19 protein-coding genes are annotated in these 26,045 nt (G+C 72.9%); 14 read left to right on the top strand and 5 right to left on the bottom strand.

Annotated features, from left to right (window positions below):
* Positions 1-47 precede the first annotated feature (47 nt).
* Positions 48-821 carry an SDR family oxidoreductase gene (locus ACWCSU_RS11080; RefSeq protein WP_449934887.1) on the bottom strand — a complete coding sequence of 258 codons (774 nt, stop codon included), beginning with the start codon at positions 819-821 and terminating at the stop codon, positions 48-50.
* A 120-nt stretch (positions 822-941) separates the two neighbouring features.
* On the opposite strand from ACWCSU_RS11080, the gene ACWCSU_RS11075 reads away from it, so the two are divergent.
* The 9 genes from ACWCSU_RS11075 to ACWCSU_RS11035 all read left to right on the top strand — a co-directional run bounded on the left by ACWCSU_RS11075 (position 942) and on the right by ACWCSU_RS11035 (position 12,341).
* On the top strand, positions 942-1,838 hold the full coding sequence (locus ACWCSU_RS11075) for a LysR family transcriptional regulator (protein ID WP_449934886.1): 897 nt from the start codon (positions 942-944) through the stop codon (positions 1,836-1,838).
* Positions 1,839-2,123: 285 nt separating this feature from the next.
* On the top strand, positions 2,124-4,004 hold the full coding sequence (locus ACWCSU_RS11070; RefSeq protein ID WP_449934885.1) for a thiamine pyrophosphate-binding protein: 1,881 nt from the start codon (positions 2,124-2,126) through the stop codon (positions 4,002-4,004).
* Positions 4,005-4,009: 5 nt separating this feature from the next.
* Entirely contained in the window at positions 4,010-5,458 is a 1,449-nt protein-coding gene (locus ACWCSU_RS11065) for an NAD-dependent succinate-semialdehyde dehydrogenase (protein ID WP_397039100.1), read from the top strand.
* The gene (locus tag ACWCSU_RS11060; RefSeq protein WP_449934884.1) at positions 5,458-7,188 is read left to right on the top strand and encodes a dihydroxy-acid dehydratase; all 1,731 of its coding nucleotides are present in this window, start codon (positions 5,458-5,460) and stop codon (positions 7,186-7,188) included. Before ACWCSU_RS11065 ends, ACWCSU_RS11060 begins: the two co-directional genes overlap by 1 nt.
* 92 nt (positions 7,189-7,280) lie before the next feature.
* On the top strand, positions 7,281-8,120 hold the full coding sequence (locus ACWCSU_RS11055; protein ID WP_449934883.1) for an IclR family transcriptional regulator: 840 nt from the start codon (positions 7,281-7,283) through the stop codon (positions 8,118-8,120).
* Positions 8,117-9,430 (top strand): ABC transporter substrate-binding protein, encoded by a 1,314-nt coding sequence (locus ACWCSU_RS11050; protein ID WP_449934882.1) that lies wholly within the window; start codon positions 8,117-8,119, stop codon positions 9,428-9,430. The genes ACWCSU_RS11055 and ACWCSU_RS11050 overlap by 4 nt, the downstream gene beginning before the upstream one ends.
* An 88-nt stretch (positions 9,431-9,518) precedes the next feature.
* Positions 9,519-10,394: a carbohydrate ABC transporter permease gene (locus ACWCSU_RS11045; RefSeq protein WP_449934881.1), complete on the top strand. Its 876-nt coding sequence runs from the start codon at positions 9,519-9,521 to the stop codon at positions 10,392-10,394.
* On the top strand, positions 10,387-11,268 hold the full coding sequence (locus tag ACWCSU_RS11040) for a carbohydrate ABC transporter permease (protein ID WP_449934880.1): 882 nt from the start codon (positions 10,387-10,389) through the stop codon (positions 11,266-11,268). The genes ACWCSU_RS11045 and ACWCSU_RS11040 overlap by 8 nt, the downstream gene beginning before the upstream one ends.
* Positions 11,269-11,288: 20 nt before the next feature.
* Positions 11,289-12,341 carry a Gfo/Idh/MocA family protein gene (locus tag ACWCSU_RS11035; RefSeq protein ID WP_449934879.1) on the top strand — a complete coding sequence of 351 codons (1,053 nt, stop codon included), beginning with the start codon at positions 11,289-11,291 and terminating at the stop codon, positions 12,339-12,341.
* Positions 12,342-12,366: 25 nt separating this feature from the next.
* Here ACWCSU_RS11035 and ACWCSU_RS11030 read toward each other — a convergent pair whose 3' ends face one another.
* Genes ACWCSU_RS11030 through ACWCSU_RS11020 form a run of 3 tightly spaced genes read right to left on the bottom strand, consistent with a single transcriptional unit; the run spans position 12,367 to position 15,617 of the window.
* Positions 12,367-12,948 (bottom strand): hypothetical protein, encoded by a 582-nt coding sequence (locus ACWCSU_RS11030; RefSeq protein ID WP_449934878.1) that lies wholly within the window; start codon positions 12,946-12,948, stop codon positions 12,367-12,369.
* Between the two features lie 59 nt (positions 12,949-13,007).
* Complete coding sequence (locus ACWCSU_RS11025) at positions 13,008-14,213, bottom strand: alpha/beta hydrolase family protein (RefSeq protein ID WP_449934877.1); 1,206 nt, start codon at positions 14,211-14,213, stop codon at positions 13,008-13,010.
* 54 nt (positions 14,214-14,267) lie between these two features.
* Positions 14,268-15,617, bottom strand: a complete 1,350-nt coding sequence (locus ACWCSU_RS11020; protein WP_449934876.1) for an RCC1 domain-containing protein — start codon at positions 15,615-15,617, stop codon at positions 14,268-14,270.
* 253 nt (positions 15,618-15,870) lie between these two features.
* On the opposite strand from ACWCSU_RS11020, the gene ACWCSU_RS11015 reads away from it, so the two are divergent.
* The 5 genes from ACWCSU_RS11015 to coaE all read left to right on the top strand — a co-directional run bounded on the left by ACWCSU_RS11015 (position 15,871) and on the right by coaE (position 20,414).
* A complete protein-coding gene (locus tag ACWCSU_RS11015) occupies positions 15,871-17,067 on the top strand; it encodes an MFS transporter (protein WP_357704448.1) in 1,197 nt (398 codons plus the stop codon).
* A gap of 32 nt (positions 17,068-17,099) precedes the next feature.
* Positions 17,100-17,522 (top strand): GlcG/HbpS family heme-binding protein, encoded by a 423-nt coding sequence (locus tag ACWCSU_RS11010; RefSeq protein ID WP_449934875.1) that lies wholly within the window; start codon positions 17,100-17,102, stop codon positions 17,520-17,522.
* A gap of 155 nt (positions 17,523-17,677) precedes the next feature.
* Positions 17,678-19,264, top strand: a complete 1,587-nt coding sequence (locus tag ACWCSU_RS11005) for an alpha/beta hydrolase (protein ID WP_449934874.1) — start codon at positions 17,678-17,680, stop codon at positions 19,262-19,264.
* Between the two features lie 51 nt (positions 19,265-19,315).
* A complete protein-coding gene (locus ACWCSU_RS11000) occupies positions 19,316-19,768 on the top strand; it encodes a GNAT family N-acetyltransferase (RefSeq protein WP_357704629.1) in 453 nt (150 codons plus the stop codon).
* Between the two features lie 43 nt (positions 19,769-19,811).
* On the top strand, positions 19,812-20,414 hold the full coding sequence (gene coaE / locus ACWCSU_RS10995) for a dephospho-CoA kinase (protein ID WP_357704454.1): 603 nt from the start codon (positions 19,812-19,814) through the stop codon (positions 20,412-20,414).
* A 35-nt stretch (positions 20,415-20,449) separates the two neighbouring features.
* Here the strand turns inward: coaE and ACWCSU_RS10990 are convergent, their stop codons facing one another.
* Positions 20,450-26,041, bottom strand: coding sequence for a TIR domain-containing protein (locus ACWCSU_RS10990; RefSeq protein WP_449934873.1), 5,592 nt, complete (start codon positions 26,039-26,041; stop codon positions 20,450-20,452).
* Between the last annotated feature and the right edge of the window lie 4 nt (positions 26,042-26,045).

The raw sequence follows: 26,045 nt of genomic DNA, 5'->3' as shown, positions 1-26,045 counted from the left end.
GACACCCGGTTGAGCATCGGCTGACGGCGGCCCGGGGCGCTGTCAGCTCAGATCCGGGGACCGAGGAAACAGCCGCCGGAGGCGTCGACGACCTGGCCGGTCACCCACCGTCCGGCCTCCGAGGCCAGGAAGGCGACCACGTCGGCGATGTCGTCGGGCCGGCCGATGCGGGGGATGGCGTTGCCGGTGCCGACCATCTGCTGGACCTCGGGGTTGCCGAGCATCCATGGGTTCATGTCGGTGACCGTCGGCCCGGGCGCGACGGCGTTGACGGTGATGCCGCGCGGGCCCACCTGCTGGGCCAGGGAACGGCTGAGCACCTCGATGCCGACCTTGCTCATCGCGTACGGCGCCTCGGGCATGGCGATCCTGGTCGCCGCGGTGGTCACGTTCACGATCCGGCCGCCGTCGTTGAGCAGCGGGAGGGCCCGCTGGACGATGAACAGCGGCGCCTTGGTGTTGATCGCGATCAGCCGGTCGAAGGCCTCGGGGGTGACGGTGTCGATCGGCCCGCCGGTGTTGATGGCGGCGTTGTTGACCAGGATGTCCAGCCGCACCTGGCCGGTCCTCGCGGTGAGCCCCGCCTCCAGTCCGGCGAACAGGGTGTCGACGTCCCCGGGCACGCCCAGTTCGGCCCGTACCGGGAAGGCGCGGCCGCCGTCCTTCTCGATCAGCTGCACGGTCTCCAGGGCCGCGTCCTCGTTGCTGCCGTAGTGCACGGCCACCAGCGCGCCCGCGGCCGCCAGCCGCCGTGCCACGGCCCGGCCGATCCCTCGCGAGGCCCCGGTCACCAGTGCCGTCTTGCCTGTGAGCTGCGTCATCTTGTCACTCCAGAATCGTCCGACTTGTTCGGTGACCCAGGATCCAGGCGCTGAACAGCCCGAAACAATGACAAAATGCGCAAGGCAGAATTGACCCCGAGAGCAACGTGAGGGGGAGTCGTGGAGCTGCGCGACATCGAGATCTTCCTGACGCTGGCCGAAGAGCTCCACTTCGCTCGCACCGCCGAGCGGTTGCACGTCACCCCCGCCCGGATCACCAAGGCGGTCCAGAAGCAGGAGCGCCAGATCGGCGCCCTGCTCTTCGAACGAAGCTCTCGGTCGGTACGGCTGACGCCGATCGGCCGGCAGCTCCGCGACGACCTCTGGCCGATGTACAGCGGCCTCCAGGAGGGCGTGCGCCGGGCCAGGCTGGCCGCCGAGGGGATCACCGGCGTGCTCAGGGTCGGCATGATCCCGCACAACTCCTACGACCTGCGGCGCTACTGGGACGATTTCCGCGACCACCATCCCCAGTGGAGGCTGCAGATCCGGATCTCCCCGTTCGCCGATCCGTTCGCCGGGTTGCGCCGCGGTGACATCGACGTCCTGGTCGCGTGGCTGCCCGTCGAGGAACCCGACCTGACGACGGGGCCGGTCCTGTTCACCGACCCGCGCCTGCTGGCCGTGGCCGCCGATCACGAACTCACCCGGCACGCGACCGCCCTGACGGAGATGCTCGCCGACTTCCAGCACGTGGACGCCCCGTCCAGGCCGGACTACTGGGCGGAGGGCTTCCTCCCGCCCCGGACCTCCGTGAGCCGCCGCATCGAGCGCGGCCCGCTGGCGAGCAACACCGAGGAGATGCTCTCGCTGATCTCCACCGGAGAGAGCGTCGGCCTCGTCGCCCACCACATGAAGCGCTACTACCTCCGGCCCGACATCGCCTACCTGCCCCTCCGGGACGACGATCCGCTGAAGTTCGCGCTGGTGTGGTCGACCGAGGCGGAGAACGACATGATCCGCGCCCTGGCCCGGACCGTCCGCGACCTCGGCCCCCTCGACCTGCGCAACCTCTGAAGGACCGGCGACTCGGCCGCCTGAGCGTCTCGGGCCGCCGGTCGCCGACGGGTCGGCTCCGCCACTCCGACGGCGCCTGGTGAGTTCGTCGATGTCAGTCTCACCGCGCTCCCGCCCACATGCCCTCAATGCCTGATTTGTTGTCAAATAAGCAACAAACTAGGTCATTTTACCTTCGTGTGCCCGTATTTCCTGTACGAGATATTGCCGATACCTCAACAGCGTTGTACGTTCTCGGCTACATCCACGAGTCGAAGGAGAACGGTGGAGGGGGAGTCGAGCAGGATGACTGCTGAACGCGTCGCGCGGGCGGCGGCGATCGCGCGCGCCGGTGGTTTCGAGGAGGCCCTCGACGGCGGCGAGCTGCCGCGCAGGGCCGACCTGACCATGGCGGAGGCGGTCGTCCTCGGGCTGGTCAGGCAGGGGGTGACCCGGTTCGTCGTCGTGCTCGGCCACGGCTCGACCGAACTGGGCGAGGTGTTGCGCGCCTACCAGGACGCGGGCGTTCTCCAGACCTACGCCGTCCGGCACGAGACCGAGGCGTCCCACGCGGCAACGGCGTTGCGGTGGGTCACGGGGGAGAAGGCGGCGGTGGTCACCTCGATCGGGCCGGGAGCGCTCCAGGCGATGGCCGGCTCGCTCGTGGCGGCGAGCGACGGCGTCGGGGTCTGGCATCTCTACGGTGACGAGACCACCGAGGACGAAGGCCCCAACATGCAGCAGATCCCGCGCGCCGAACAGGGGCTGTTCCTGCGGCTGGCGGCCACGATGGGCCCGGCCTACTCGCTGCACACGCCACGCGCCCTGCCCACGGCGCTGCGCCGCGGCCTCAACCAGGTCGACCATCCGTACCGGCCGGGGCCCTTCTACCTGCTGCTGCCGCTGAACACGCAGCCAGAGGTGATCAAGGACTTCAACCTCGACGAGCTCCCGGTCGGCGCGCCGCCGCGGCTCGGCCCGGCAGACCCGGCCACGTCGTACGAGGAGATCGCCCGGCGGCTGCTGGCGGCCGAACGCGTGGTGATCAAGGTGGGCGGCGGCGCCACCGACTGCCGGTCGGAGCTGGAGGAGCTGGCCGACCTCGTCGACGGCGTCTTCGTGATGTCGCCGGTCAGCCTCGGCACCATCCCCTCCGGCCACCCGCGCCAGATGATGGTCGGCGGCGCCAAGGGCTCGCTGAGCGGCAACCACGCCATGGAACACGCCGACCTGCTGGTCGCCGTCGGCACCCGCTCGGTCTGCCAGGCGGACTCCTCGCGCACCGGCTACCCCAATGTCCGGCACGTCGTCAACATCAACGCCGACCTGGACGCGGCCACCCACTACGCCCGCACCAGCGCCCTGGTCGGCGACGCCCGGCTGAGCCTGGCCGCCCTGATCGAGGCCGTACGGGCCGTACGGGCCGAGGACGGGAGCCCCCGGCAGGACAGCGCGTGGCTCGCCGAGTGCCGGACGGCCCGGGCGGCCTGGGAAGAGCTCAAGGCGGCCCGCCTGGCCCGTCCCCGGCTGCACGACCCGGTCTGGGACCGCGAGGTGCTCACCCAGCCCGCCGCCGTGCACACGGTCGCGCAGTGGGCGGCCGACACGCGGGCGGTCACGTTCTTCGACGCCGGCGACGTCCAGGCCTACGGCTTCCAGATGTCGGCCCAGGACGAGCCCGAGGAGTCCTTCACCGAGGCCGGCGCCAGCTACATGGGCTTCGCCACGAGCGCGGTGCTGGCCACCGCCCTGTCCGGAGACGACTGGTACGGGGTGGCGGTGACCGGCGACGGCTCGTTCACGATGAACCCCCAGGTGCTCATCGACGGCGTGGCGCACGGCGCGACCGGCTGCGTCGTGGTGCTGGACAACCGCCGGATGGCCGCCATCTCCAGCCTCCAGATCGCCCAGTACGGCAAGGACCACGCCACCTGGGACCACGTCGCCGTCGACTACGTGGCCTGGGCGTCGTCGGTGAGCGGGGTGAAGGCCCTGTTCGGCGGCACCACGCCCGAGGAACTGCGGGCGGCGCTCGACAAGGCCCGCGCCCATCCCGGCCTGTCGCTCGTCCACGTCCCCGTCTACTTCGGGGCAGACCCGGACGGTGGCCTTCCCTCCTACGGCCGCTGGAACGTCGGCAACTGGGTGGCGCGCACCCAGGAGCTGCGTCACGAGATCGGACTGTGAACCCCATGAACCATCACCCGCTCCCGCCCGCCGCGATGTACGTGGCCGGCGCCTGGCACCGGGCGGACGAGACCTTCCCCGTGCACAACCCCGCCGACGGCGAGCTGCTGGCCGAGCTGCCGATCGCCCGCCCGCACGACCTCGACCTGGCCCTGGACGCGGCCGCCGAGGGCTTCGCGACCTGGCGGCGGACGCAGCCGTGGGAACGCTCGCGGATCCTGCGCCGCATCGCCGACGGCATCCGCGCGCAGGCCGGACGTTTCGCCATGGTCATGACGCTCGACCAGGGCAAGCCGCTGGCCCAGGCCGAGGGGGAGGTGCTGGCCGCCGCCGACCAGTTCGACTGGTACGCCGACGAGGCCCGCCGGGTCTACGGCAGGACGGTCGAGGCCCGCGACCCCGACACCCGCATCTTCGTCCGCCGCGAGCCGGTGGGACCGGTCGCGGCGTTCGCCGCCTGGAACTTCCCCGCGCTGCTGCCGGTCCGGAAGATCGCGCCGGCGCTGGCCGCCGGCTGCTCGGTGATCGTCATGGCCCCGGCGGAGGCGCCGCTGTCCGTGCTGCTCATCGCGGAGATCGCCGACGAGGCCGGCCTGCCCGCCGGGGCGCTGAACGTCGTCACCGGCGACGGCCCGGCCATCTCCCGCCACCTGATCGCCTCCGACGTGATCCGCAAGGTGAGCCTGACCGGCTCGGTCCCGGTCGGCGCCGAGCTGCTGCGGCAGGCCGCCGGCGGGATCAAGTCGGTCTCGATGGAACTGGGCGGGCACGCCCCGGTCCTGGTCTTCCCCGACGCCGACCCCGAGCGGGCGGCCCGGATGTGCGCCCGCGCCAAGTTCCGCAACAGCGGCCAGGTGTGCATCTCGCCCAGCCGGTTCCTGGTCCACGAGGACATCGCCGCCGCCTTCGCCGAGGCGTTCGCCGACGAGACCCGCGCGCTGCGGCTCGGCGACGGGCGCGACCCGGCCACCGACGTGGGCCCGCTGACCACGACCAGACGGCTGACCGCCGTCCACGAGCTGGTCGAGGACGCGGTGACCCGTGGGGCCACCGTGCTGGCCGGCGGCGGCCCCGCCGACCTGCCGGGCGGGCACTTCTACCGGCCGACCGTGCTGTCCGGCGTGTCCGACGACATGCGGGTGATGGTCGAGGAGCCGTTCGGGCCGATCGCGCCCATCAGCACCTTCGCCACCTTCGAAGAGGCGGTCTCCCGGGCGAACGCCACGCCGTTCGGCCTGGCGGGGTTCGTCTTCACCGAGGACCTGGCCACCGCCTTCCGGGCCAGCGAGGAGCTGGAGACCGGGATGGTCGGGGTCAACGAGCTCACGATCGCCACCGCGGAGGCCCCGTTCGGCGGGGTCAAGCAGTCCGGCTTCGGCCGGGAGGGCGGCACCGAGGGGCTGGCGGACTACACCGTCGCCAAGTACGTCAACCTGCGACTCCGGGGGGCCTGATGACCGTCAACGAACCACGTGACGCCGACCACGACCCGGCCTCCCACGGCGACGAACCGCGTGGTGTCGACCGTGGCCTGACCTCCTACGGCGACGAGGGCTTCAGCCGCTTCCTGCGCCGGGCCTTCCTGGCCTCCTCCGGGTACGACGAGCAGGACCTCGACCGGCCGGTCGTCGGCATCGCCGACACCAGCGGCGGGTTCACCACCTGCCACCGGGAGATGCCGCAGCTCGTGCAGGCGGTCGCCCGAGGGGTGCTGGAGGCGGGCGGCCTGCCGGTGACCTTCCCGGCCATGTCGCTGCCCGAGATCCTCATGTCGCCCACGTCGATGCTCTTCAGGAACCTGGCCGCGCTGGAGACCGAGGAGCTGGTCAAGGGCCAGCCGATGGACGCCGTGGTGCTGGCCGGCGGGTGCGACAAGACCGTGCCCGCCCAGCTCATGGCCGCGGTCTCGGCAGACGTCCCGGCCGTGCAGCTCGTGGCCGGGGCCATGCTCACCGGCACCTGGCGCGGCACCCGGCTCGGCGCGTGCACCGACTGCCGCTCGATGTGGGCCAGGCACCGGGCCGGGGAGCTGGACGAGGGCGACATCGCCGACGTGCGCGGCGCCCTGGCCACGACCGGCGGCACCTGCATGGTCATGGGGACCGCCTCCACCATGGCCTGCCTGGCCGAGGCCCTGGGCATGAGCCCGGCGGGCACGGCCACGGCTCCCGCGCCCACCGGCGACCGGCTCCGCGCCGGCGTGCGTTCCGGGCGGATCGCGGTCGAGGCCGCCCGCGCCGGGCGCAGGCCGTCCTCGATCGTCACCGCCGGGGCCCTGGCCAACGCGGTCACCGTGCTGATGGCGCTGGGCGGCTCGACCAACGCCGTGATCCACCTGCTGGCGGTCGCCAGGCGCGCGGGCGTGCCGTTCGGGCTCGACGACGTGGCGGCCATCGCCGGACGGGTGCCGCTGCTGGTCGACTGCAAGCCGTCGGGCGTCGGCTACATGGAGGACCTCCACCGGGCCGGCGGCGTGCCGGTGCTGATGAAGGCGCTGGAACCGCTCCTCGACCTGGACGTCCCGGTCGTGGAGGGCGGCACCCTGCGTGACCGGCTGGCCGGGGTCGCCCCGCCCGCCGACTGGCAGACCACCATCCGCACCCTGGAGGACCCGCTCGGGCCCACCGGCGCGCTGGCGGTGCTGCGCGGCAACCTCGCCCCCGACGGAGCGGTGATCAAGGTGTCGGCGGCCACGTCCGCGCTGCTGCGGCACGAGGGTCCCGCCGTCGTCTTCGAGTCGCCCGAGGACGTGGCCCGCCGGATCGACGACCCGGACCTGCCCGTCACGCCCGACTCGGTGCTGGTGCTGCGCAACGCGGGGCCGGTGGGCGGCGGCATGCCCGAGGCCGGGTCGCTGCCGATCCCGGCGAAGCTGGCCAGGGACGGCGTGCGCGACATGGTCCGGGTGTCCGACACGCGGATGAGCGGCACCGCGTACGGGACGGTCGTCCTGCACGTGTCGCCGGAGGCCGCGGTCGGCGGCCCGCTCGCGCTGGTGCGCGACGGCGACCGCATCCGCCTCGACGCCGCGGCGGGGGAGCTGACGCTGCTGGTCGACCCGGACGAGCTGGCCCGCCGCCGGGAGGGCTGGGCCCCGCCGGCGCCGCCCGAGCGCGGCTGGCGGCGCCTGCACCACGACCACGTGCTCCAGGCCCACGAGGGCGCCGACTTCGATGTCTGTTAGAGCATCCGGCCAGGTCACGAGAGGAGGACGATGTGACCGCACAGGGCACAACGGAGTTGACGTCCGGACAACTGGGCAGGTTGACTACGGCCATGGCTGATCCGACCACCGACTCGCTGCCCGCCTCCCGCGCGGCGGGTGCCCTGCTCACCGGGCTGGACGTCCTCGAAGGGCTGGCCCGCCGCCCCGAAGGGCTCGGCGTGACCGCGCTGGCCCGCGAGGTGAACGCGGACAAGGGCAACGTCCACCGGCTGCTGCGGGTGCTGGAGGACCGCGGCTACGTCGAGCAGGACCCGGCGACCAAGATCTTCCGGGTCTCGACGGGGATGATCTCCCTGGCCGGCCAGGTGCTGCGCGGGGTCGACCTCGTCTCCACCGCCGGACCGGTCATGCGCGAGCTGTCCGCCGCCACCGGCGAGGCCGTGCACCTGGCCCGCCGCACGCGCGGCGGCGGCGTGTACGTCGCCCAGGAACGGCAGCGCGGCGGCCGGATCACGGTCGAGACCGAGATCGGCGCCCAGCCGATCATCTACGCCTCCTCCACGGGCAAGGCCCTCTACTGCACCGCCACCCCGGAAGAGCTGGCCGAGCTGCTGCCCGCCCCGTTCACCGCCTACACGATGCGCACGCACACGGGCATCGACAGCCTCTCCGCCGACCTGGCGCAGGTCTGCCGCCGCGGCTACGCGATCGACGACGAGGAGCTCAACCTCGACGTCAGATGCGTGGCGGCCCCGATCTTCAACCTGCACGGCGTCCCGCTGGCCTCCATCGGGATTTCCGGGCCTGCCTCGCGGGTCACCCTCGCGAGGATCGGCGACCTCGGCCGCATGGTCACGGTCGCCGCGTTCCGAATCACCCAGCAAGTGGGTGGGCGTGTCCCCGCGAAGTTCGACGCCCACCCACCATCACCCACGGAGATCCACGGATGACGAACAACAGCGTTGCCGTCCAGCGGCGCGCGGTCAAGCTGGCGGCGGCGGCCTCGGCCGCGGTGCTCCTCTCCGCCGCCTGCGGGACGGACGCCGGGTCGGGGGGCTCCGGCTCCCCGGCCGCGAACGAGGTCAGCATGGTCCACTACTTCAGCGACGAGGGCGGCAGCAAGGCGATGGCCCAGGTGCTGTCGATCTGCGAGAAGCAGTCCGGTCAGAAGATCAAGAACAGCCCGGCGGAGCAGGAGGCGTTCAAGGACGCCATCCTGGTGCAGCTCGCCGGCAGCAACCCGCCCGACCTGCTGTCGTACTGGGCGGGCGCCAAGACCCAGTACCTCGTCGACCAGAAGCGCCTGGCGCCGCTCGACGACATGTGGGCCAAGTCCGGCCTCGACCAGGCCATCCCCGAGAACCTGACCAAGGCCGCGGCCACCTACGGCGGCCAGAAGTACCTGCTGCCGCTCGACTACCACTACGTCGGCATGTTCTACAACCCCAAGGTCATGGCCAAGGCCGGCATCACCGAGATGCCCAAGACCTGGGACGACCTGATGGCCGCCGCCGACAAGCTCAAGGCCGCCGGGATCACCCCGTTCGCGCTGGGCTCGAAGAACCGCTGGCCCGCCCAGTTCTGGTTCGACTACCTGCTCCTGCGCACGGCCGGCCCCGACTACCGGGCCCAGCTCATGGCCGGCAAGGCCAAGTACACCGACCCGCAGGTCACCCAGACGTTCGACCGGTGGAAGCAGCTCTTCGACAAGGGCTACTTCAACGACAACCCCAACGGCTACGACTGGCCCGACGCCAGCGACATGGTCTCCTCCGGCAAGGCCGCGATGACCCTCATGGGCACCTGGATCAGTGGCTACTGGGACGGCAACCAGGTCAAGGCGGGCGAGGGGTACGACTTCTTCCCCTTCCCCGAGATCACCCCCGGCGTGCCGCAGGCCGCGCTCGGCCCCGTGGACGGCTTCGCCATCTCGGCCGGCGCCGGCAATAAGGCCGGGGCCGAGAAGGTGCTCGCCTGCCTGGCCGCGCCCGAGGCCCAGCAGGCCGTCGCGCTCACGCAGGGCGCGCTGGCGCCCAACCCCAAGGCCGACCTGAGCAAGCAGAACGCGATCCTGCACAAGGCCGCCAAGGTGGTCGGCGAGGCCCCCGCCTTCGCCTTCAACTACGACCTGGCGACCACCCCGGAGATGTCCGACGCCGGCCTCAACGCGCTCGCGCAGTTCGTCAACAACCCCGCCGACGCCGCCTCCGCGCTGAAGGAGGCGCAGAGCACCGCCGAAGGCGTGTTCGCCGGCTCCTGACCGGCGGTGGCCCCGGGCCGTCGCCGAGCGCCCGGGGCCACCTGCCCGAGACATCTCACAACAATCGACAGAAAGGAGGTACGCGCGGATGACGATCCGGCGGACCTGGTGGGCCTGGGGATTCCTCGCCGCACCGCTCCTCGCGTACGGCATCGCCGTCGTGTGGCCGGCGCTGTACTCCTTCGCGCACGGCTTCACCGACTGGCAGGCGGTCGGTGGCGGCGACTTCGTCGGGCTGGCCCAGTTCCGCAGGATGGCCGCCGACCCGAGCTTCGCGAGAGCGCTGGTCAACACGTTGATCTGGACGGTGGTGGGCGTGCTGGTGCCCACCGTCGTCGGCCTGGCGCTGGCGCTGGCGCTCAACCGCGTCACGCGCTTCGCCAAGCTGATCAAGTCGTTCTTCTTCCTGCCGCTCGCGCTGTCCCTCGTGGTGGTCGGCCAGGTCTGGTTCTGGATCTACCGGCCCGAGGACGGCCTGCTCAACCTCCTGCTCGACGCCGTCGGGCTCGGGTCGCTGGCGCACGCCTGGCTGTCGGACCCGGACACGGCCCTGTGGGCGGTGATGGTCGCCTGGGGCTGGCAGCAGGTGACCCTGGCCATGGTCATCTTCCTGGCCGGCCTCACCTCGGTCTCGCGTGACCTGACCGAGGCGGCGCACATGGACGGCGCCGGCCGCTGGCAGCGGCTGCGCGCGGTCGTGCTGCCCGCCCTGCGGCCCTCGTCCGTGGTGGTCATCTCGCTGAGCCTGATCAACGCGCTCAAGAGCTTCGACATCGTCTACGTCATGACCGGCGGTGGACCGTTCCGACAGACCGAGACGCTGGCCGTGCTCGCCTACCGCGTGTCGTTCAAGACCTACGACTTCGGCTACGGCAGCGCCGTGTCGATCGTGCTGTTCGTGGTCTCGATCGTGATCATCGGAATGTTCTTCGCCTGGAATGCCTGGAGGGACCGGCATGCCTGAGACCGTCCTGGCCACCCGGCCCGCGATCCCGGCCACGACGGCCGCCAGGGAGAAGGGCGCGTCGAGAGTTCCGCTGGCGGCGGCGCTGCTGGGGTTCGCGGTGGTGTTCCTCGTCCCCTGCCTGGGCGTGCTGTACACCTCGCTGAAGTCCGATGCCGACATCGCCGCCAACGGGCTCTGGGCCCCGAGCGGCAGCCTCAGCCTGGACAACTACCTCCAGGCGTTCTCCGTCGGCGGCACCGGGCGCTACCTGCTCAACTCGGTCCTGGTGACGGTCCCCGCGACGGCGATCTCGGTCGCGCTCGGCACCCTCGCCGGGTACGCGATCGCCGCGCTGCGGCCCCGCTTCGGCGAGCTCATCGGGTTCTTCCTGCTGGCCGGGCTGTTCGTGCCGCCGCAGATCCTGCTGATCCCGCTGTTCCAGGGCTTCAACGCGACCGGCCTGTACGACACGCTCTGGCCGATGATCGTCGTCCACTCCGGCTACGGCATCTCCCTGTGCACGCTCGTCATGCGCAACTTCTTCCGCAGCCTCCCGATGGAACTGCGGGCGGCCGGCCTGGTCGACGGCGCGAGCGAGCCGCGCATCCTGGCCTCCATCGTGCTGCCGATGACCCGGCCCGCGCTGGCGGCCCTGGCCACGCTCCAGTTCACCTTCATCTGGAACGACTTCCTCTACCCGCTGGTCTTCACCCGCTCCGACACCATGCGGACCGTGATGGTCGGCATCCTCCAGCAGCAGGGCCAGTTCTCCATCGCCTACGGCGTGCAGGCGGCCATGGCCGTGCTCGCCAGCCTTCCCACAGTCGCCATCTTCATCGCCTTCCAGAAGCACTTCATCGCCGGCCTCACGGCCGGGGCGGTCAAGGGCTAGAAAGAGATTCAGGAGTCCCAGTGATCCGCGTTGGCATCATCGGCTGCGGCCGCATCTCCGACCTGCACGCCCAGGCGTACCTGGAGCACCCCGAGGCGGTGATCACGGCCGTCTGCGATCCCGTCCCCGGCAACCGCGACACCCGCGGGGCGGCCTGGGGCGTGGCCGAACGGGACCGGCACGCCGACTACCGCGAGCTGCTCGCCCGGGACGACGTGGACATGGTGGAGATCCTCGTCCCCCACCACCTGCACGCCCAGGTGACGCTCGACGCGATGGACGCGGGCAAGCACGTCTCGCTGCAGAAGCCGATGGCGACGAGCCTGGCCGACGCCGACGCCATGATCGCCCGTGCGGCGGAGCGCGACGTCGTGTTCAAGGTGTTCGAGAACTTCGTCTTCTACCCGCCCGTCCAGCGGGCCAAGGCGCTCGTCGAGGCCGGCGAGATCGGCGAGGTGCGGAGCATCCGGCTCAAGTCCAACCCCGGCTGGAGCCCCACCGCCTGGGAGGTGCCCGCCGCCGCCAGCGCCTGGCGGGCCGACCCCGAGCAGTCCGGCGGCGGCCCGCTGGTCTTCGACGACGGGCACCACAAGTTCGCCATCGCCTGGCACTTCCTGGGCCTGGCCGACCGCGTCCACGCCTTCGTCGGCAGCAGCTACGACGGCTTGATCGACGCGCCGTCCATGGTGAGCTGGACGCACCCCGACGGCGCGGTCGGCGCGCTGGAGGTCGTCTACTCGCCGGAGCTGAAGCTCGACACCGTGCACTACGCCCAGGACGACCGGGTGGAGATCACCGGCACCCGCGGCGTCATCTGGATCACCCGTGGCCACGGCCGCATGCTCGACGTCGCCCCGGTCGTCCTGCACCGCGACGGCGTCACCACCGGCTACGACGACATGCCGACCGGCTGGGAGACGAGCTTCGTCCGGTCGGGGCAGCACTTCGTGGACGCCCTGCTCAACGGCACCCCGCCGGCGCTCACCGGCGAGCAGGGCCGGGAGGTCCTGGCCTTCGCGCTGGCGGCGCAGGAGTCGGCCCGCACCGGCCGGGCGGCCGTCCCGTCGGTCTGACGTCCTCGGGCGTCCCCGGCGCGGACTACGGCGCCGGGGACGCCCGCCGTCGCGCGCGCAGCGCCACGGCCAGCGCCAGCAGGAACGCGGCGCCCGCGAACGGCACCCACGACAGCCCGGGCGCGGGCCCGAACGTCCCGCCCAGCCCGGTGCGGTCGAGCACCGAGGCCACGGCGACCCCCGGCAGCGCCTGCCCCGCCCCGGAGACGAACACCAGGACGGCGAGCCAGGCGACCCGCACCGCGTTGCCCCGGCGGTACGGCTCCCCCTCGAACACGGACGTCAGCAGGCCGCCGAGCAGGAAGGCGGCGACGAGCGCGCACAGACCGCCCAGCAGGACGTCCGAGCGTGAGACGACCTGCTCGGCCGCCGTCGATCCCCACACCTGAAGCGGCAGCTCGCCGTCGGCCAGGGAGACGCCCCCGGGGAGCCGCACCCCGCTCAGCCCCAGCCGATCGGTGGCCTGCGGCAGTTGGAGGACGCGTACGGTGATGGCCCCGCCGGCCTGCGTGGCGCCGTTGACGGCGTAGGCGACGCCCCACAGCCCCGCGACGGCCCCGGCGAACCTGACCAGGTAGAGAACCAGGCGCACGAACAGTCGATCCATGGACGCTCCAAGGAGACGGGCCGATGGCTGTCATTATGCGCGCCGCGGATCGCCCTGTCTCACCCGCAGGTCTTCTCCTCCGGGGCGCAGAACCTGACCTCGGGGACGTCGGCCGACGGCTTGTCCAGCAGGGGCTGGGGCCTGCCGCGCAGGTGCTGGTCGAAGAAGGCCGTGACGTAGGCGCGGGTGACCGCCAGGGCGCGGGTGCCGGGGACGCCGGCGCCGTCCTCAAGGCCGAGCTGGTCCATCAGGACGCCCAGGTCGGTGAAGGACGTGTGCGCGGCTCCCGTGAGCAGCAGCCAGCGCTTCCAGCCGTTCAGCCGCGTCCAGACGCGCTCCCACGAGGCGGCCGAGTCGCCCTTGCCCGGCGTGTACGTGGCCGGCTTGCCCAGGAACAGGAACGGCCGTGACGACCCGGCCTCCGGGAGCGTCGTCTCCACGCTGCCGTCGAGGTCGATGCCGGCGCGCAGCCGGCTGTCGGCCAGCAGGGACGCGACGGTCGCCGCGCCGCCCGCCGAGTGACCGGCCATGGCGATCCTGGACGGGTCGACGAGGCCGGCCCCCTTCCACTTCGCGTGTGCGCCGGTGAGCTGGTCGAGCACGAACGACACGTCGGCCGCCCGGCTCTTCTCCAGCTTCGCCCACCAGGCCGGGCCCTTGTCGTCGATCTCGCACGTGACGCAGGTGGTGACCCGGCCGTCGGGGAAGGAGGTGGCGACGTTCTCGTAGGTGTGGTCGACGGCGGCCACCACGTAGCCGCGGCTCGCCAGCTCTTCGGCCAGGGCCGTGAGCTCGGTCCGGGGCTTGCTGTGCCCGGGGGACAGGACGACGAGGGGCAGGCTGCGGGGGCGTCCGGCGGGGCGGGCGTCGGTGAAGGCGTTGGTCCGGGTCCTGCTCAGGATGTCGGGCGGGAGGTCGGTGATCCCGCCGTCCTTGAGCAGCAGCTCGGACGCCTTCGCCGTCATGTACGGGGCCCGGTGACGGCCCGGCGACCTGGCCGGGTACCACAGCGAGACCATGAGCTCGCGCGCCTTGACCGAGGGGACCCAGGGGTCGGGACGCGAGGTGTCCTGTAGGTACAGGGACGTGGTGCCGACCGGCCGCGACCCCGTGGGGGCCGGCAGGTACGGCGCAGGCGTCCCGGACGCCGCGGCGGGAGAGGCGTGGACGAGCCCGGCGGCCAGGACGGCGGCCAGCCCGGCGGCGACCGCCGTCCGGCCACGACGCGGACGGACTGATGTCAGGTGCTTGATCGTGTGAACCACGCCAGCAATATACCTCGGGAGTATATACGCGGTGTATAAACCGATCGCGGGCGCTCAGAGGCAGCCGGCGCGCGGCCGGACCGCGACGACGATGTCCACGCTTGACCCCGCGGGCACGGTGCCGCCCGGCTGCGGGCTCTGGCCGACGACCTCGCCCAGGTGGTTGCACAGACGGTCGTCCGGCGTCGTGCTCCCGGTGCCGAGCAGGAGGCCGACGGCGAGCAGCGGCCGGCTCGCCAGGATTCCGAGCGTCCCGGTCAGGTCGGGCACCACGACCGATCCCGGCGCCGCGACGGCCAGGACCGCGATGCCGGCGCTCGCGGTCACCACACCGCTCAGGCCGCCGACCACCGCCGGAGCGAGAACAGGATTGCCCGCGCTCGCGACGCCGTTGCCGGCCTGGCCGTAGGTGTTGTCGCCCCAGTAGCGCAGCGCGCCGGCGGAGTCGACGGCCAGGCTTTCACCCTGGCCCGCGCTGACATGGGTGACGCCGGACAGGCCGAGGCGGACCGGGGTGGCGTGGTCGTTCACCGTGCCGTCGCCGAGCTGGCCGGCCCAGTTCCTGCCCCAGGCCCAGACGGTGCCGTCGCCGCCGAGCGCCAGCGTGTGCCCGATGCCCGCGGAGATCTCGGTGATGCCGGACACGTGCCGGTCCACGCGGACGGGTGTGGAGCGGTCCGTGGTGGTGCCGTCCCCCAGCTCGCCGGAGAAGTTGTATCCCCAGGACCAGACCGAGCCGTCGTTGCGCAGCGCCATCCCGAACTCGCCCGTGGCCGACACCTGCGTGATCCCGTACGGGACCTTCACCCGGACCGGGGTCGCGCGCTGGGTGGTCGTGCCGTCGCCCAGCTGCCCGAAGCGGTTGAGCCCCCAGGCGAACGCCTCGCCGTTCGACCTCAGGGCGAGACTGAAGCCCGACCCCGCGGCCGCCTGGACGACGCCGGTGATCGGCACCCTGACCGGGGTCGGGGTGCGGGTGGTGGTGCCGTCGCCCAGTTCGCCGAAGTCGTTGGAGCCCCACGCCCAGAGCGAGCCGTCCCGTCCCACGGCCAGGGTGTGGCCGATGCCGCTGCTGACCTGCTTGATCGGCGGCAGGCCGGGCACCGGCTCGGGGATCTGCCGGGTTCCGTCGCCCCACGTCCACAGCGAGCCGTCGGCGTGCAGGCCGTAGCTCTCCAGGTAGACGCCGCTCACCTGGACCACGTCGTGGCCGCCCGCGGAGACCATCGGGATCGGCCGGGTGACGGGGGTGTCGTTCGTGCCGTTGCCGACCTGGCCGAAGAAGTTGTACCCCCACGCGTGCACGATGGGCGCCCCGGCGGCCTCCGCCGGGGACGCGGGGACGCCGGTCGCCACCAGCGCGGCCCCGACCAGAACCGATCGAAATCCTCTCGACAGCTTCAACCTCGCTCCTCTCCGGTTGTCCGTCTCTACCGGCAGGGCGTTCCATCCCGTTCCACGGCCCTGCCTTTGCGCGTCCAGGGGGTTCCGGCGGCGCCAACCTGGAGATCGTCCAGCCCGAGGGCGGGCTTCGCCGCCCGGCGACCCCGGCCTTACCGAGCGGCGCGGGCAAATGCCCGCGTTTGCACTTATAGCGCGTGTGCAACTATTGTCGGAGCTTGCAAAGTGCACCAGCAATCACATGAAGGGTCGCGCGATGCCTCTCGCACTCCTCGCCCTGGCCATCGGGGCCTTCGGGATCGGCACCACCGAGTTCGTGATCATGGGCCTGCTGCCCGAGATCGCCGGCGACTACGGTGTGTCCATCCCCACCGCGGGCCTGCTGGTCACCGGCTACGCGATCGGCGTGGTCATCGGCGCCCCGCTGATGACGGCGCTCGGCACCAGGATCAGCCGCAAGACGATGCTGCTCGTGCTGATGGGCCTGTTCGTGGCCGGCAACCTGCTGTCCGCGCTGGCGCCGGGCTTCGGCACGATGCTCGCCGGCCGCATCGTGGCCTCACTGGCCCACGGCGCCTTCTTCGGCATCGGCTCGGTGGCCGCCGCCGACATGGTCGCCCCGCACAAGAAGGCCGGCGCCATCGCCACCATGTTCACCGGCCTGACCATCGCGAACGTCGTGGGCGTGCCGCTGGGCACCTTCATCGGGCAGGCGGTGGGCTGGCGCACCACGTTCGCGATCGTCGCCGTGCTGGGACTGGTCGGCCTGCTCGGCATCGCCGTGCTCGTGCCCGCCATGCCCCGGGCCGAGGGCACCCGCCTGCGCGGCGAGCTGAGGGCGTTCCGCAACCCGCAGGTGCTGCTCGCGATGGCGATGACCGTGCTCGGCTTTGGCGGCGTCTTCGCCGCGATCACCTACGTCGCGCCGATGATGACCCAGGTGGCCGGCTACTCCGCCGACGCGGTCACGTGGCTGCTCGTGCTGTTCGGCGTCGGCATGTTCCTCGGGAACCTGCTCGGCGGCCGGTTCGCCGACCGCGCCCTGATGCCCCTGCTCTACACCACCCTCGGCGGGCTCGCCGTCGTGCTGGCGCTGTTCACCCTGACCGCGCACAACAAGGTCGCCGCCGCCGCGAGCATCCTGCTGGTGGGGGCGCTGGGCTTCGCCACCGTGCCGCCGCTGCAGAAGCGCGTGCTCGACCAGGCCCATGGCGCGCCGACGCTGGCCTCCGCCGTCAACATCGGCGCGTTCAACCTCGGCAACGCGCTCGCCGCCTGGCTGGGCGGCCTGGTCATCGCCGCGGGCCTGGGCTACACCGCTCCGAACTGGGTGGGCGCCCTCCTGGCCGCCGCCGCCCTGGTCCTGGCCGTCTTCTCGGCCGCACTGGAGCGCCGCGCGCCCGCGCGTGAGGCGGCCGGCGCGGTCCCGGTTCCCGCCCTCGTGCACGACTGACCACCTGTCCGCCTCACCACAGGAGAAGCCTCATGAACGCCATCGCCGTCACACCGCTGACCACCGCCGACGCCGAGACCCTGATCACGGCCGCCCGCTCCGCCGCCGGGACGGCCGGCGTCCCGGTCAGCGTCAGCGTCCTGGACGCGGGCGGGCACCTGCTCGCCTTCCGCCGCGACGACCGCGCCGTGCTGATCTCCGGCGAGACCAGCACCCGCAAGGCCTACACCGCCCTCCAGCTGAACGCCCCGACCGCCGACCTGGTCGACCTCGTCAAGCCCGACGGTCCCTTCCACACCCTGCAGACCGCGCTCGACCGGCCGCTGCTGTTCATCGCCGGCGGGCTGCCGATCCACCACGACGGCCACCTGATCGGCGCGATCGGCCTCGGCGGCGGCGCTCCCGAGCAGGACCACTCCTTCGCCACCGCCGCACTGGAGCACCTCAGCCGGTGACCCCGTAGGGGGGCATCGCGGCCCGCCGCGCGGTCGCAAGATTTTACCCAACGACCTTTTGCGACTTCTCTACCTGCGCAGACGCCCACTGGGAAACTGGCAGGCGGCTGGAGGCACGAACGTTCGGGGGCGATGCGGTGCGAATGGTTCAGCGCGTGATCCCGGTGGTGGCGGCGGTCACCGTCCTGGTCCCGGCGGCAGGCGGCGGAGTCGGGCAGGCGATGCGCGTCATGGAGCCGGAACGGGACACGGCTGAGCTGTCGGTGCCCGCACGGGAGGCGGCGGCGCTCACCTGGTCCGAATGCGGGAACGGGCTGCGGTGCGCCACGTTGTCCGTGCCCGCCGACTGGGCCAGGCCACGCGAGACCCGCACGACCGTCGAACTCGCCATGATGCCCGCCCAGGACCCGCTGCGACGGCTCGGGGCGCTGGTGGTCAACACCGGTTCCGCCTCCGTCGTACGTGAGGTCAGGGCCCGGCCGGACACCGTGGGCGAACTGGCCAGGTGGTTCGACGTGGTGCTGGTCGAGGCGCGCGGAGCCGGCGAACGGGGGACCACGGGGGTGTGCCCCCGCTCGCAACCCGACCCGGCCCGGCTGCGGGTGGCCGAGGGGCGCACGGCCTGGCGCGCGTTCGCCCGGGACAACGCCGCCTACGACCGTTCCTGCCGCGCCGCGCTCGGGCCCGCCTACGCCGGGCTCACGTCCTGGCAGGTCGCCCACGACCTCGACGCCGTACGTGCCGCGCTGGGCGAGTCCCGGCTGAGCTACCTCGGCAACGGCTACGGAAGCGTGTACGGGCAGGCGTACCTGGAGCTGTTCCCCGGCCGGGCCGGGCGGATGTACCTGGAGGGGCTGCCCGACCACACCGAGACCGGGCTCGAACGGCGGTTGCTCGCCCAGGCCCGTGCCCAGGAACGGCAGCTCGGCCACTTCCGCGACTGGTGCCGGACCCGTCCCGGCTGCCCGCTCGGCCACGCGGACGCCGTCCGGGTGTTCGACGCCCTGGTCAGGCGCGCGCCTCTGCGGCCGGGCGGCGGCGAACGCAGGGTGAGCCGGAACGAGGTCGCCGCCGCCGTATGGGCGGGCCTCACCCCGGCGCGCTGGCCGGCACTCGCGCACGCCCTCTCCGCAGCGAGAACGGGCGACGCCACGGGCCTGGCCGCCCTGATCCCCGCCGAGCAGCCGGAACGGACGCCGGCCGCCGGCGCGGCGGTTCCCGGCCCGCCGCAGGCGGCAACGCAGCGGCAGGCTCCGGGGACAGCGGCTGGGGAGGCCGTGCCGGGGGACGTGGAAGGGGTCAGGTGGTGCCGTGACTTCGGGTTGGCCGTGCCGGGCTATCGCCGGTTCCTGCAGGTGGAGGCGCGGTTGCGGAGGGCGGCGCCGCGGGTGGGGTGGCTGAGCGGGAGGGCGGAGGCCGCCAGGTGCCTGGGCGCGGCGCGGTCGCCCGGCTGGCCGCCGCACCCGGTGGCGGCCGGGCTCAAGGTGCCGCCGGTGCTGGTCGGCGTGGGACGGCTGGACAACGGCACGCCGTCCTCCGGGGCCGCGCGGGCAGCCGCGCAGATCCCCGGGGCGCGGCTGCTGTGGCACGGGGACGGGCAGGGCGCGTACCTGGCACAGGGGGTGAGCAGGCTGCGGGCGGCCTGCCTGCGCACGAAGGTGCACGACTACCTGGTCAACGGCGTCCTGCCGAAGCCGGGCACGTTCTGCCCGGGCGAGCTGACGGCGGGGAACGCCCCGTAGCCGAGATTTCCCAGGCCGGGTGGAGAATCAGGCCGATAGGGTGCTGACGTGATGGTCGAACGGGCGGTGGCGGCGGACGCGGGAGAGATCCTCACCCTCCAGCGGGCCGCGTACGTGAGCGAGGCCCAGCTCTACGGCGACCCCTACATCCCGCCGCTGGTGGAGTCGCTGGAACAGGTGCGCAAAGCCGTCGAGACGGCCGTCGTGCTCAAGGCCGTGGACGCGGGCCGGATCGTCGGCGTCGTGCGCGGCCAGGTGGCCGGCACCACCTGCCTGATCGGCCGGCTCGTCGTCGCGCCCGACCGGCAGGGGCAGGGGCTCGGCACGGCCCTGCTGGAGGCGCTGCACGAGCAGGTGCCGGAGGCGGAGGCGTTCGACCTGTTCACGGGCCACCTGTCGGACGGGAACCTGCGCCTGTACCGGCGGCTCGGCTACCGGGAGACCCACCGCGAGCGCATGGACGACCACCTGACCCTGATCCACCTGCGCCGCCGGCCGGCCTGAACACCGGGCTCGACGGGTGCGGCGGGATGGATAGTCTTTTCCGGTGCTGAAGATTGGGCTCACCGGCGGCATCGGCTCGGGCAAGAGCGAGGTGTCCAGGCGGCTGGCGGCCAGAGGCGCCGTCGTGGTCGACGCTGACAAGATCGCGCGTGAGGTGGTCGAGCCCGGCACGGTGGGCCTGGCCCGGGTGGTGGCGGCGTTCGGGGAGGGCGTGCTGCACCCCGACGGCTCGCTGAACAGGGAACGGCTGGGCTCGGTGGTCTTCGCCGATCCCGACCGGCTGGCCGCGCTCAACGCGATCGTGCATCCGCTGGTGGGCGAGCGGGTGGCCGAGCTCCAGGGGCAGGCGGCCGACGACGCGATCCTGGTCTACGACGTGCCGCTGCTGGTGGAGAACAAGCTCGCGCCCATGTACGACCTGGTGATCGTGGTCGACGCGGCCGACGAGGTGCGGATCAGGCGCCTGGCCGAGCATCGCGGCATGGCGGAGGCCGACGCCAAGGCCCGCATCGCCGCCCAGGTCGACCGGGAGCAACGCCTGGCCGCCGCCGACCTGGTGATCCCCAACGAAGGCTCGCTCGACGACCTGGAGGCCCGGGTCGACGAGGTCTGGCACGAGCTCGTACGCCGCGCCGCCCGCGGATAGCGGCAAGGGCGGGCGGGGACGGCCCCCGCCGGCCCTCAGAAGGGCGAGTCGAGCGGCACCTGACGCACCCCCGGCAGGTACGGGTCCAGCTCGCCCAGCTCGAACCGCGACATCCCGATGACGTGCCAGAACTGCCCGCCCGGCTCGCCGTGCACCTTGTAGCGCCCGTCCGGCGTCAGGGCGGCCCACCCCTCGGGCAGCCCCAGCAGCGTCGCCCGCCGCTCGCCGCCCTCCCAGAGGATCACCACGCCGTCGTCGCCCGCGCTGGCCAGCAGGTCGGACGTGGGGCTGTAGGCCACCGACCACACCCGGCGCGCGTGCCCGGTGAGGGAGTGCAGCAGCCGCCCCGTCGCGGTCTCCCACACCCGCACGGTCAGGTCGTCGCCGCCGGTCGCCAGGTGACGGCCCGTGGCGTCGAAGGCCAGGCTCCACAGCCGGCCGTCGTGCCGGGTCAGCGTGTGGGCCAGGCGCGGCTGCCAGGGCTGGCCGGGCCGCAGCTCCCACACCATCGCGCGGCCGTCGTTGCCGGCGCTGGCCAGGTAGCGGCCGTCGGGGGAGAAGGCCACGGAGTAGACCCGGTCGGTGTGGCCCTCCAGCGTCGCCACCCGGCCGCCGGAGGCGACGTGCCACAGGCGGACGAGCTTGTCGTCGCAGCCGGTGGCCACGTAGTCGCCGAAGGGGCTGAAGGCGATCGAGCGCACCCGTCCCCGGTGGTCGACCAGGTCGACGGCCATGCGCCCGGTCGGCCGGTACCAGATCTTGACGCTGTCGTCGTCGTTGGCCGTGGCCAGCATGTTCCCGTCGGGGCTGAAGGCCTCGGCCCACACGTGGTCGGTCTCGGCGTGCAGCTCGCGTTCGTAGTCGCCGGTCGTGGCGTTCCAGAAGTGCACGCCGCCGTCGTTGCTGGAGGTGGCCAGCACCGGGCCGGCGGGGGAGAACAGGGCGGAGATCAGCCGGTCGGCGGTGCCGGTGAACTCCCGCAGCCGCCGCCCGGTGTGCGGCTCCCACACGCGGACGACGCCGTCGTTGCCGCTGGTGGCCAGCATCGAGCCGTCGGCGCTGAACCGCACCGACGAGATCCGCCGGCCGTGGCCGCGCAGCACCCGCTGGCACTGCCCGGAGACCGGGTCCCACAGGCGGACGGTGCCGTCGTTGCTGCTGGTGGCGAGCTGCTGGCCGTCGGGACGGAACGCGAACGGCCACACCGAGCTGCGGTGGCCGGTCAGCTCCACGCGCTTGCCGCCGCCCACGGGCTGCAGCCGGACCGTGCCGCCGGAGTCGCCGCTGGCCACCGTGCGGCCGTCGGGGCTGAAGGTCACCTGGTAGACGGCCGCCGTGTGCGTGGTGTGCACGCCGAGCGGCTCGCCGGTCGCCTCCCACAGCCGTACGCTGCCGGCCGTGTCGCCGCTGGCCAGCATCGAGCCGTCGGGCGAGAACGTCAGGCAGTAGACGCTGCCGGCGTGGCCGGTCAGCTCGTGCCGGGGGGACCAGGTGGCGGTGTCCCACAGCCGGATCGTGCCCGCCTCGTCGCCGGTGGCCAGCAGGGTGCCGTCGGGGCTGTGCACGGCCCGGTAGACGCTGCCGCGGTGGCCGTCGAGGGTCACCGTCGTCTCCCCGCCGGCCAGGTCCCAGACCCGGACGACGCCCGCGGAGTCGCCGGTCACGAGCTGCGAGCGGCCGAAGGAGGCGGTGTAGACCGGCGCGCGGTGCCCCGGCAGCTCGTGGACCAGCCGCCCGGACGCGGTCTCCCACACCCGGACCACGCCGTCGCCGCCGCCGGCCGCCACCAGCTCGCCCGAGGGGCTGAGGCGTACCGGCCACACGCCGTCGGGGTGGCCGGTCAGGGTGTGCAGGCGCCGGCCGGTGAGGGTGTCCCAGAGCAGGACCGTGCCGTCGCTCGCGCCGGTGGCCAGCAGGTCGCCGGCGAAGGTGACGGCGTAGACCCGGCCGCGGTGGCCCTGGAGGGTGCGCACCGGGGAGCCGCCGGCGCACAGCAGCACGCCGCCGTCCTCGTTGCCGATCGCGACGGTCGAGCCGTCGGGGCTGTAGGCGATCGGCTCGGGCAGGCGGGAGGTCTGGAAGTGGTAGCCGTACGGGACGCCGATGCCGGCCGGCGCGAACTCCACCTCGACGGGCTGGCCCGGCACCACCGCCGCGCCCGGCAGGTGCGGCAGCGTGCCGGTCACGTTGATCAGGGAGGCCCGGTGCCAGCGGGCGCCCTCGACCGTGACGTCGCTCAGGTCGACCTGCGCCAGCCGCGCGCCCGACAGGTCGGCCCCGGTCAGGTCGGCGCCGGTCAGCCGGGCGCCGTCGAGCCGGGCGCCGGCCAGGCTGGCGTCGCGCAGGACGGCCCTGGACAGGTTCGTGCCGGCGAGGGTGGCCTCCGACAGGTCGGCGCCGGTCAGGTCGACCTCCTGGAGGTCGCGCGCCGACAGATCCTCGCCCTTGAGGTTCGCGCCGCGCAGGTCGGCCTTGGCCGGGGTGCGCAGCCGGGCCGCGATCTTGACCGCGTTCGCCCTGGCCACGTCGTCGGCGGGCGGGTCGGCCACCCAGGCGCGCAACGCCCGTACGTCGGCCAGGTCGCACAGGAACTCGACCGTCAGCGCCGACAGCGGCCTGCGGGCCAGCGGGAGAGGGTTGTCCAGGTTTGCGGCGATATGGCGGGCGATGAGCCACTCCATCACCGAGGCATGGATGAACCCGAACATGCCCTCCTCGGTACGGACGAGCAGACTGCCCGAGCCCATCGCGTGCGCGGCGTGCGCGGGCGAGAGCTGGCCCGAGGCCAGGTCGCTCAGGGTCTCGCCGATCTCGGTCAGCTCGTCCACGCCGAGCAGCGTCTCGCCGCTGTCCCACAGCCGCAGCGCCAGCGCGGTCACCACCCGCCACAGCTCGTCGATCGTCAGCGCGCCGGGCGAGCCGGGGACGCGGGCCCGCCGCTCCTCGAAGGCCAGCCAGGTGCTGAGGATCTCCTCGTACAGCAGAGCGGGGCTGAGGGTGTGCTGGGCGCCGGCGACCGTGCGCAGGCGGTCGGCGTCGAGGTCGGCGATGAAGCTGAGCATGCGCGGGTTCTGGGCCAGCGCGAGAAGGTCCTTGATCTCGGCCATGAGCGACATGCGCGCGCCGGCCTCGTCGCCGTCGTCGAACCGGTTGGCCAGGTAGGAGCGGATCTGGTCCTGGGTGAAGTCCTCCACGCTGAGCACCCGCCGCTGCGGCAGCACGCCCACCATCTCGCCCAGCGAGGTCAGCACCTGGCTGTGCGACTTGAAGTGCTGCGTACGGCTGGCCACCACGATCTTGGCCTTGTCCTCGGCCGCGGCGAGCAGGGTGGCCAGGTGGTCGGCCGCCCGGTCGTAGGTCAGCCGGGTGACCAGCTCGTCGAACCCGTCGAACAGCAGCACGATGCGCCCCTGCCGGAGCAGGTAGCGGAACGCCTTGAGGTCGATGAACTCCTCGCCGTGCCCGGCCAGGTGCGCCGCCACCAGGGCGTCGACCGAATGGGCCTTGTCGAGGGCGCGCAGCTCGATGAAGATCGGCGTCAGGTGCGGCAGCTCGACCGGGATGCGCCTGGCCAGCTCGCGCAGCGCGAACGTCTTGCCGTGGCCGAAGTCGCCGAGCATCAGCAGGAACCGGCCGTGGTCGGTGGCCAGCAGCCGCATCAGCTCGTCGGTGAGCCCCTGCCTGATCTGGCTGTTGGGGCGGTCGAGCTCGCGGTAGCGCTGGGGGACGTAGAGGCCGGGCGGGTAGCGGCGGTCGCCGGTGAGCCTGCCGGTCTGCTCGGCGACGTACCCCGACAGGTCGAGCAGGCCCTGGAACTCCACGAAGCTGCGCACCCGCACGCCCTTGCGCATGAGGTCGTCGCGGAGCGCGCGGGGGGCCGGCGGGCCCTGGTAGACCAGCTCGGCGGCCAGGTCGGCGGCATGGGCGCGGCGGGCGAACCCGACGGCGGCGGCCTCGGTCAGCTCGCCGACGTGCGCGCCGATCATGAGCTGCCGGACGAACCCGTCGTCGGGGTGGGTGACCACCAGGTGGTCGGGGAACCGGCGGATCTTGGCCCGCTCGTGCCGGGCCTCGCAGACCTCGGTGATGCGGTCGAGCAGCAGCTCGACGGGGCTCGGCTCGCGTTCCTCGGGCTTGGCGGCGGGCGGCGGCGCGTCGGGGGTCTCGCCCGTGAACGTGGCCCGCACCGCCCGCCAGCCGTGCCGGGCGCGGACGGGCTTGCCGGCGTCGGGCGTCCAGGTGCGCATGCCGTCGGGGGTGATCTCGACCACCTGGTGATGGCCGGAGCGCGGGGCCACGACCGCCGCGAAGCCCGGCCGGGGCTCGATGGTCGCGCCGGTCGCGCCGGACCCGTGGAAGAGCAGGTTGAGCCGGTGGGTGAGCAGCCGGTCGAAGGTGGGCGCGTCGCGCAGCGCGGCCGGCGGATGGCCGATCGCGCCCAGCCGCAGCCAGGCGCTCTCCTCATAGGGACGCAGCCGCTCGGCGAACCACGCGGCCTGCGCCTCGCCCAGCAGCGCGTACGCGTCGCGCTCCAGATGGCTCATCGCCATCGTCGAGTTGAGCCCCGCCACGACCACCCGCAGGTCGGGCACCTCGAACAGCGTCCAGGGCTGGCCCCCGTCGAACACCCGGTCGTCCAGGCCCTGGTACACCTCGCGGAACAGCCCGGCGAAATGCCGCCACTTGGGCCAGTAGGGGGGCTGCGGGCTCACGTCGTCGGCCTCGCAGGTCATGAAGTACGCGCTGGCCGCGGCCTTGGTGACGTCACGCGGGCCGGGCAGCAGCACCAGCCGGTGGGGCTCCAGCCCGATCAGCAGCCGCAGGTCGGTGACGAACTGCGTGGCCTGCGCGAACTGCCCCAGACTGCCGGACTCGGTCAGGTCGCCGCTCACCACCATGAGGTCGGGACGCGGCATGCCCCGGTCGTACATGGCGGTCAGGTCGGCCCAGATACGGGCCTGCATGTCCTCCGGCGTGAACGGCTCGCCCGGATCGGGCAGCGCCCGGCCGAACCTCGGCCCGCCGATGTGCAGGACGTTGACCGACTCGCGCCCCCGCTCGCCGCCGCCCGCCGGCGGGAACTTGGGGGCCGTCGCCGGGGTGCGGCGGGCCCTGGTCAGATCGGTCGTCGGGGGCAGCGTCGGGGCCGGGGGCGGCACCAGGCGGCCGGAGGGGAAGGCGGGGGCGGCCTCCGGCTTGGCCCGTCCGGCCATCGCCTCGCCGACCCGGCCCAGCAGCAGCGCCCTGGCCTGCCCCGAGTCGGTGACGCCGAGCAGGTCGACCCAGGTGATCGTGGACAGCAGGCCCTCCAGTTGCACGTCCTCCAGCCGGATCGTGACGAGCTTGTTGGAGGGGTTGTCCGGGTCGGCGCGCATGGCCGCCTGCCACTCCATGCGCCCGTAGCGCGAGGTCAGGTAGTTGCGCGAGAGCACGGCCACGACGAGCTGCGCCTCGCTGACCCCACGGTCCATGAAGTCGATGAAGTTGGTGCCGGGCACGAAGTCCCAGGCTTGGATCATGGTCCGGTAGCCGGCCGCCTCCAGCTCCCAGGCGATCCAGGTCGCCCAGGCGGTGTCGGCCGGGGAGTAGCTGACGAAGATCTCGGTCGGCCTGCCGTCACGTGCCATCTGC

Source organism: Nonomuraea sp. NPDC001699 (assembly GCF_053596455.1).
The sequence above is the reverse complement of the archived record's forward strand: the minus strand, read 5'-3'. Positions and strand labels throughout refer to the sequence as shown.

Excerpts from the sequence above, each read along its gene's own strand:
- ACWCSU_RS11055 (WP_449934883.1), top strand. The coding sequence starts at position 7,281 with ATGGCTGATCCGACCACCGACTCGCTGCCCGCCTCCCGCGCGGCGGGT.
- ACWCSU_RS11000 (WP_357704629.1), top strand. The coding sequence starts at position 19,316 with ATGGTCGAACGGGCGGTGGCGGCGGACGCGGGAGAGATCCTCACCCTC.
- ACWCSU_RS11080 (WP_449934887.1), bottom strand. The coding sequence starts at position 821 with ATGACGCAGCTCACAGGCAAGACGGCACTGGTGACCGGGGCCTCGCGA.
- ACWCSU_RS11070 (WP_449934885.1), top strand. The coding sequence starts at position 2,124 with ATGACTGCTGAACGCGTCGCGCGGGCGGCGGCGATCGCGCGCGCCGGT.
- ACWCSU_RS11030 (WP_449934878.1), bottom strand. The coding sequence starts at position 12,948 with ATGGATCGACTGTTCGTGCGCCTGGTTCTCTACCTGGTCAGGTTCGCC.
- ACWCSU_RS11050 (WP_449934882.1), top strand. The coding sequence starts at position 8,117 with ATGACGAACAACAGCGTTGCCGTCCAGCGGCGCGCGGTCAAGCTGGCG.
- ACWCSU_RS11045 (WP_449934881.1), top strand. The coding sequence starts at position 9,519 with ATGACGATCCGGCGGACCTGGTGGGCCTGGGGATTCCTCGCCGCACCG.
- ACWCSU_RS11015 (WP_357704448.1), top strand. The coding sequence starts at position 15,871 with ATGCCTCTCGCACTCCTCGCCCTGGCCATCGGGGCCTTCGGGATCGGC.
- ACWCSU_RS11065 (WP_397039100.1), top strand. The coding sequence starts at position 4,010 with ATGAACCATCACCCGCTCCCGCCCGCCGCGATGTACGTGGCCGGCGCC.
- ACWCSU_RS11010 (WP_449934875.1), top strand. The coding sequence starts at position 17,100 with ATGAACGCCATCGCCGTCACACCGCTGACCACCGCCGACGCCGAGACC.
- ACWCSU_RS10990 (WP_449934873.1), bottom strand. The coding sequence starts at position 26,041 with ATGGCACGTGACGGCAGGCCGACCGAGATCTTCGTCAGCTACTCCCCG.
- ACWCSU_RS11040 (WP_449934880.1), top strand. The coding sequence starts at position 10,387 with ATGCCTGAGACCGTCCTGGCCACCCGGCCCGCGATCCCGGCCACGACG.
- ACWCSU_RS11060 (WP_449934884.1), top strand. The coding sequence starts at position 5,458 with ATGACCGTCAACGAACCACGTGACGCCGACCACGACCCGGCCTCCCAC.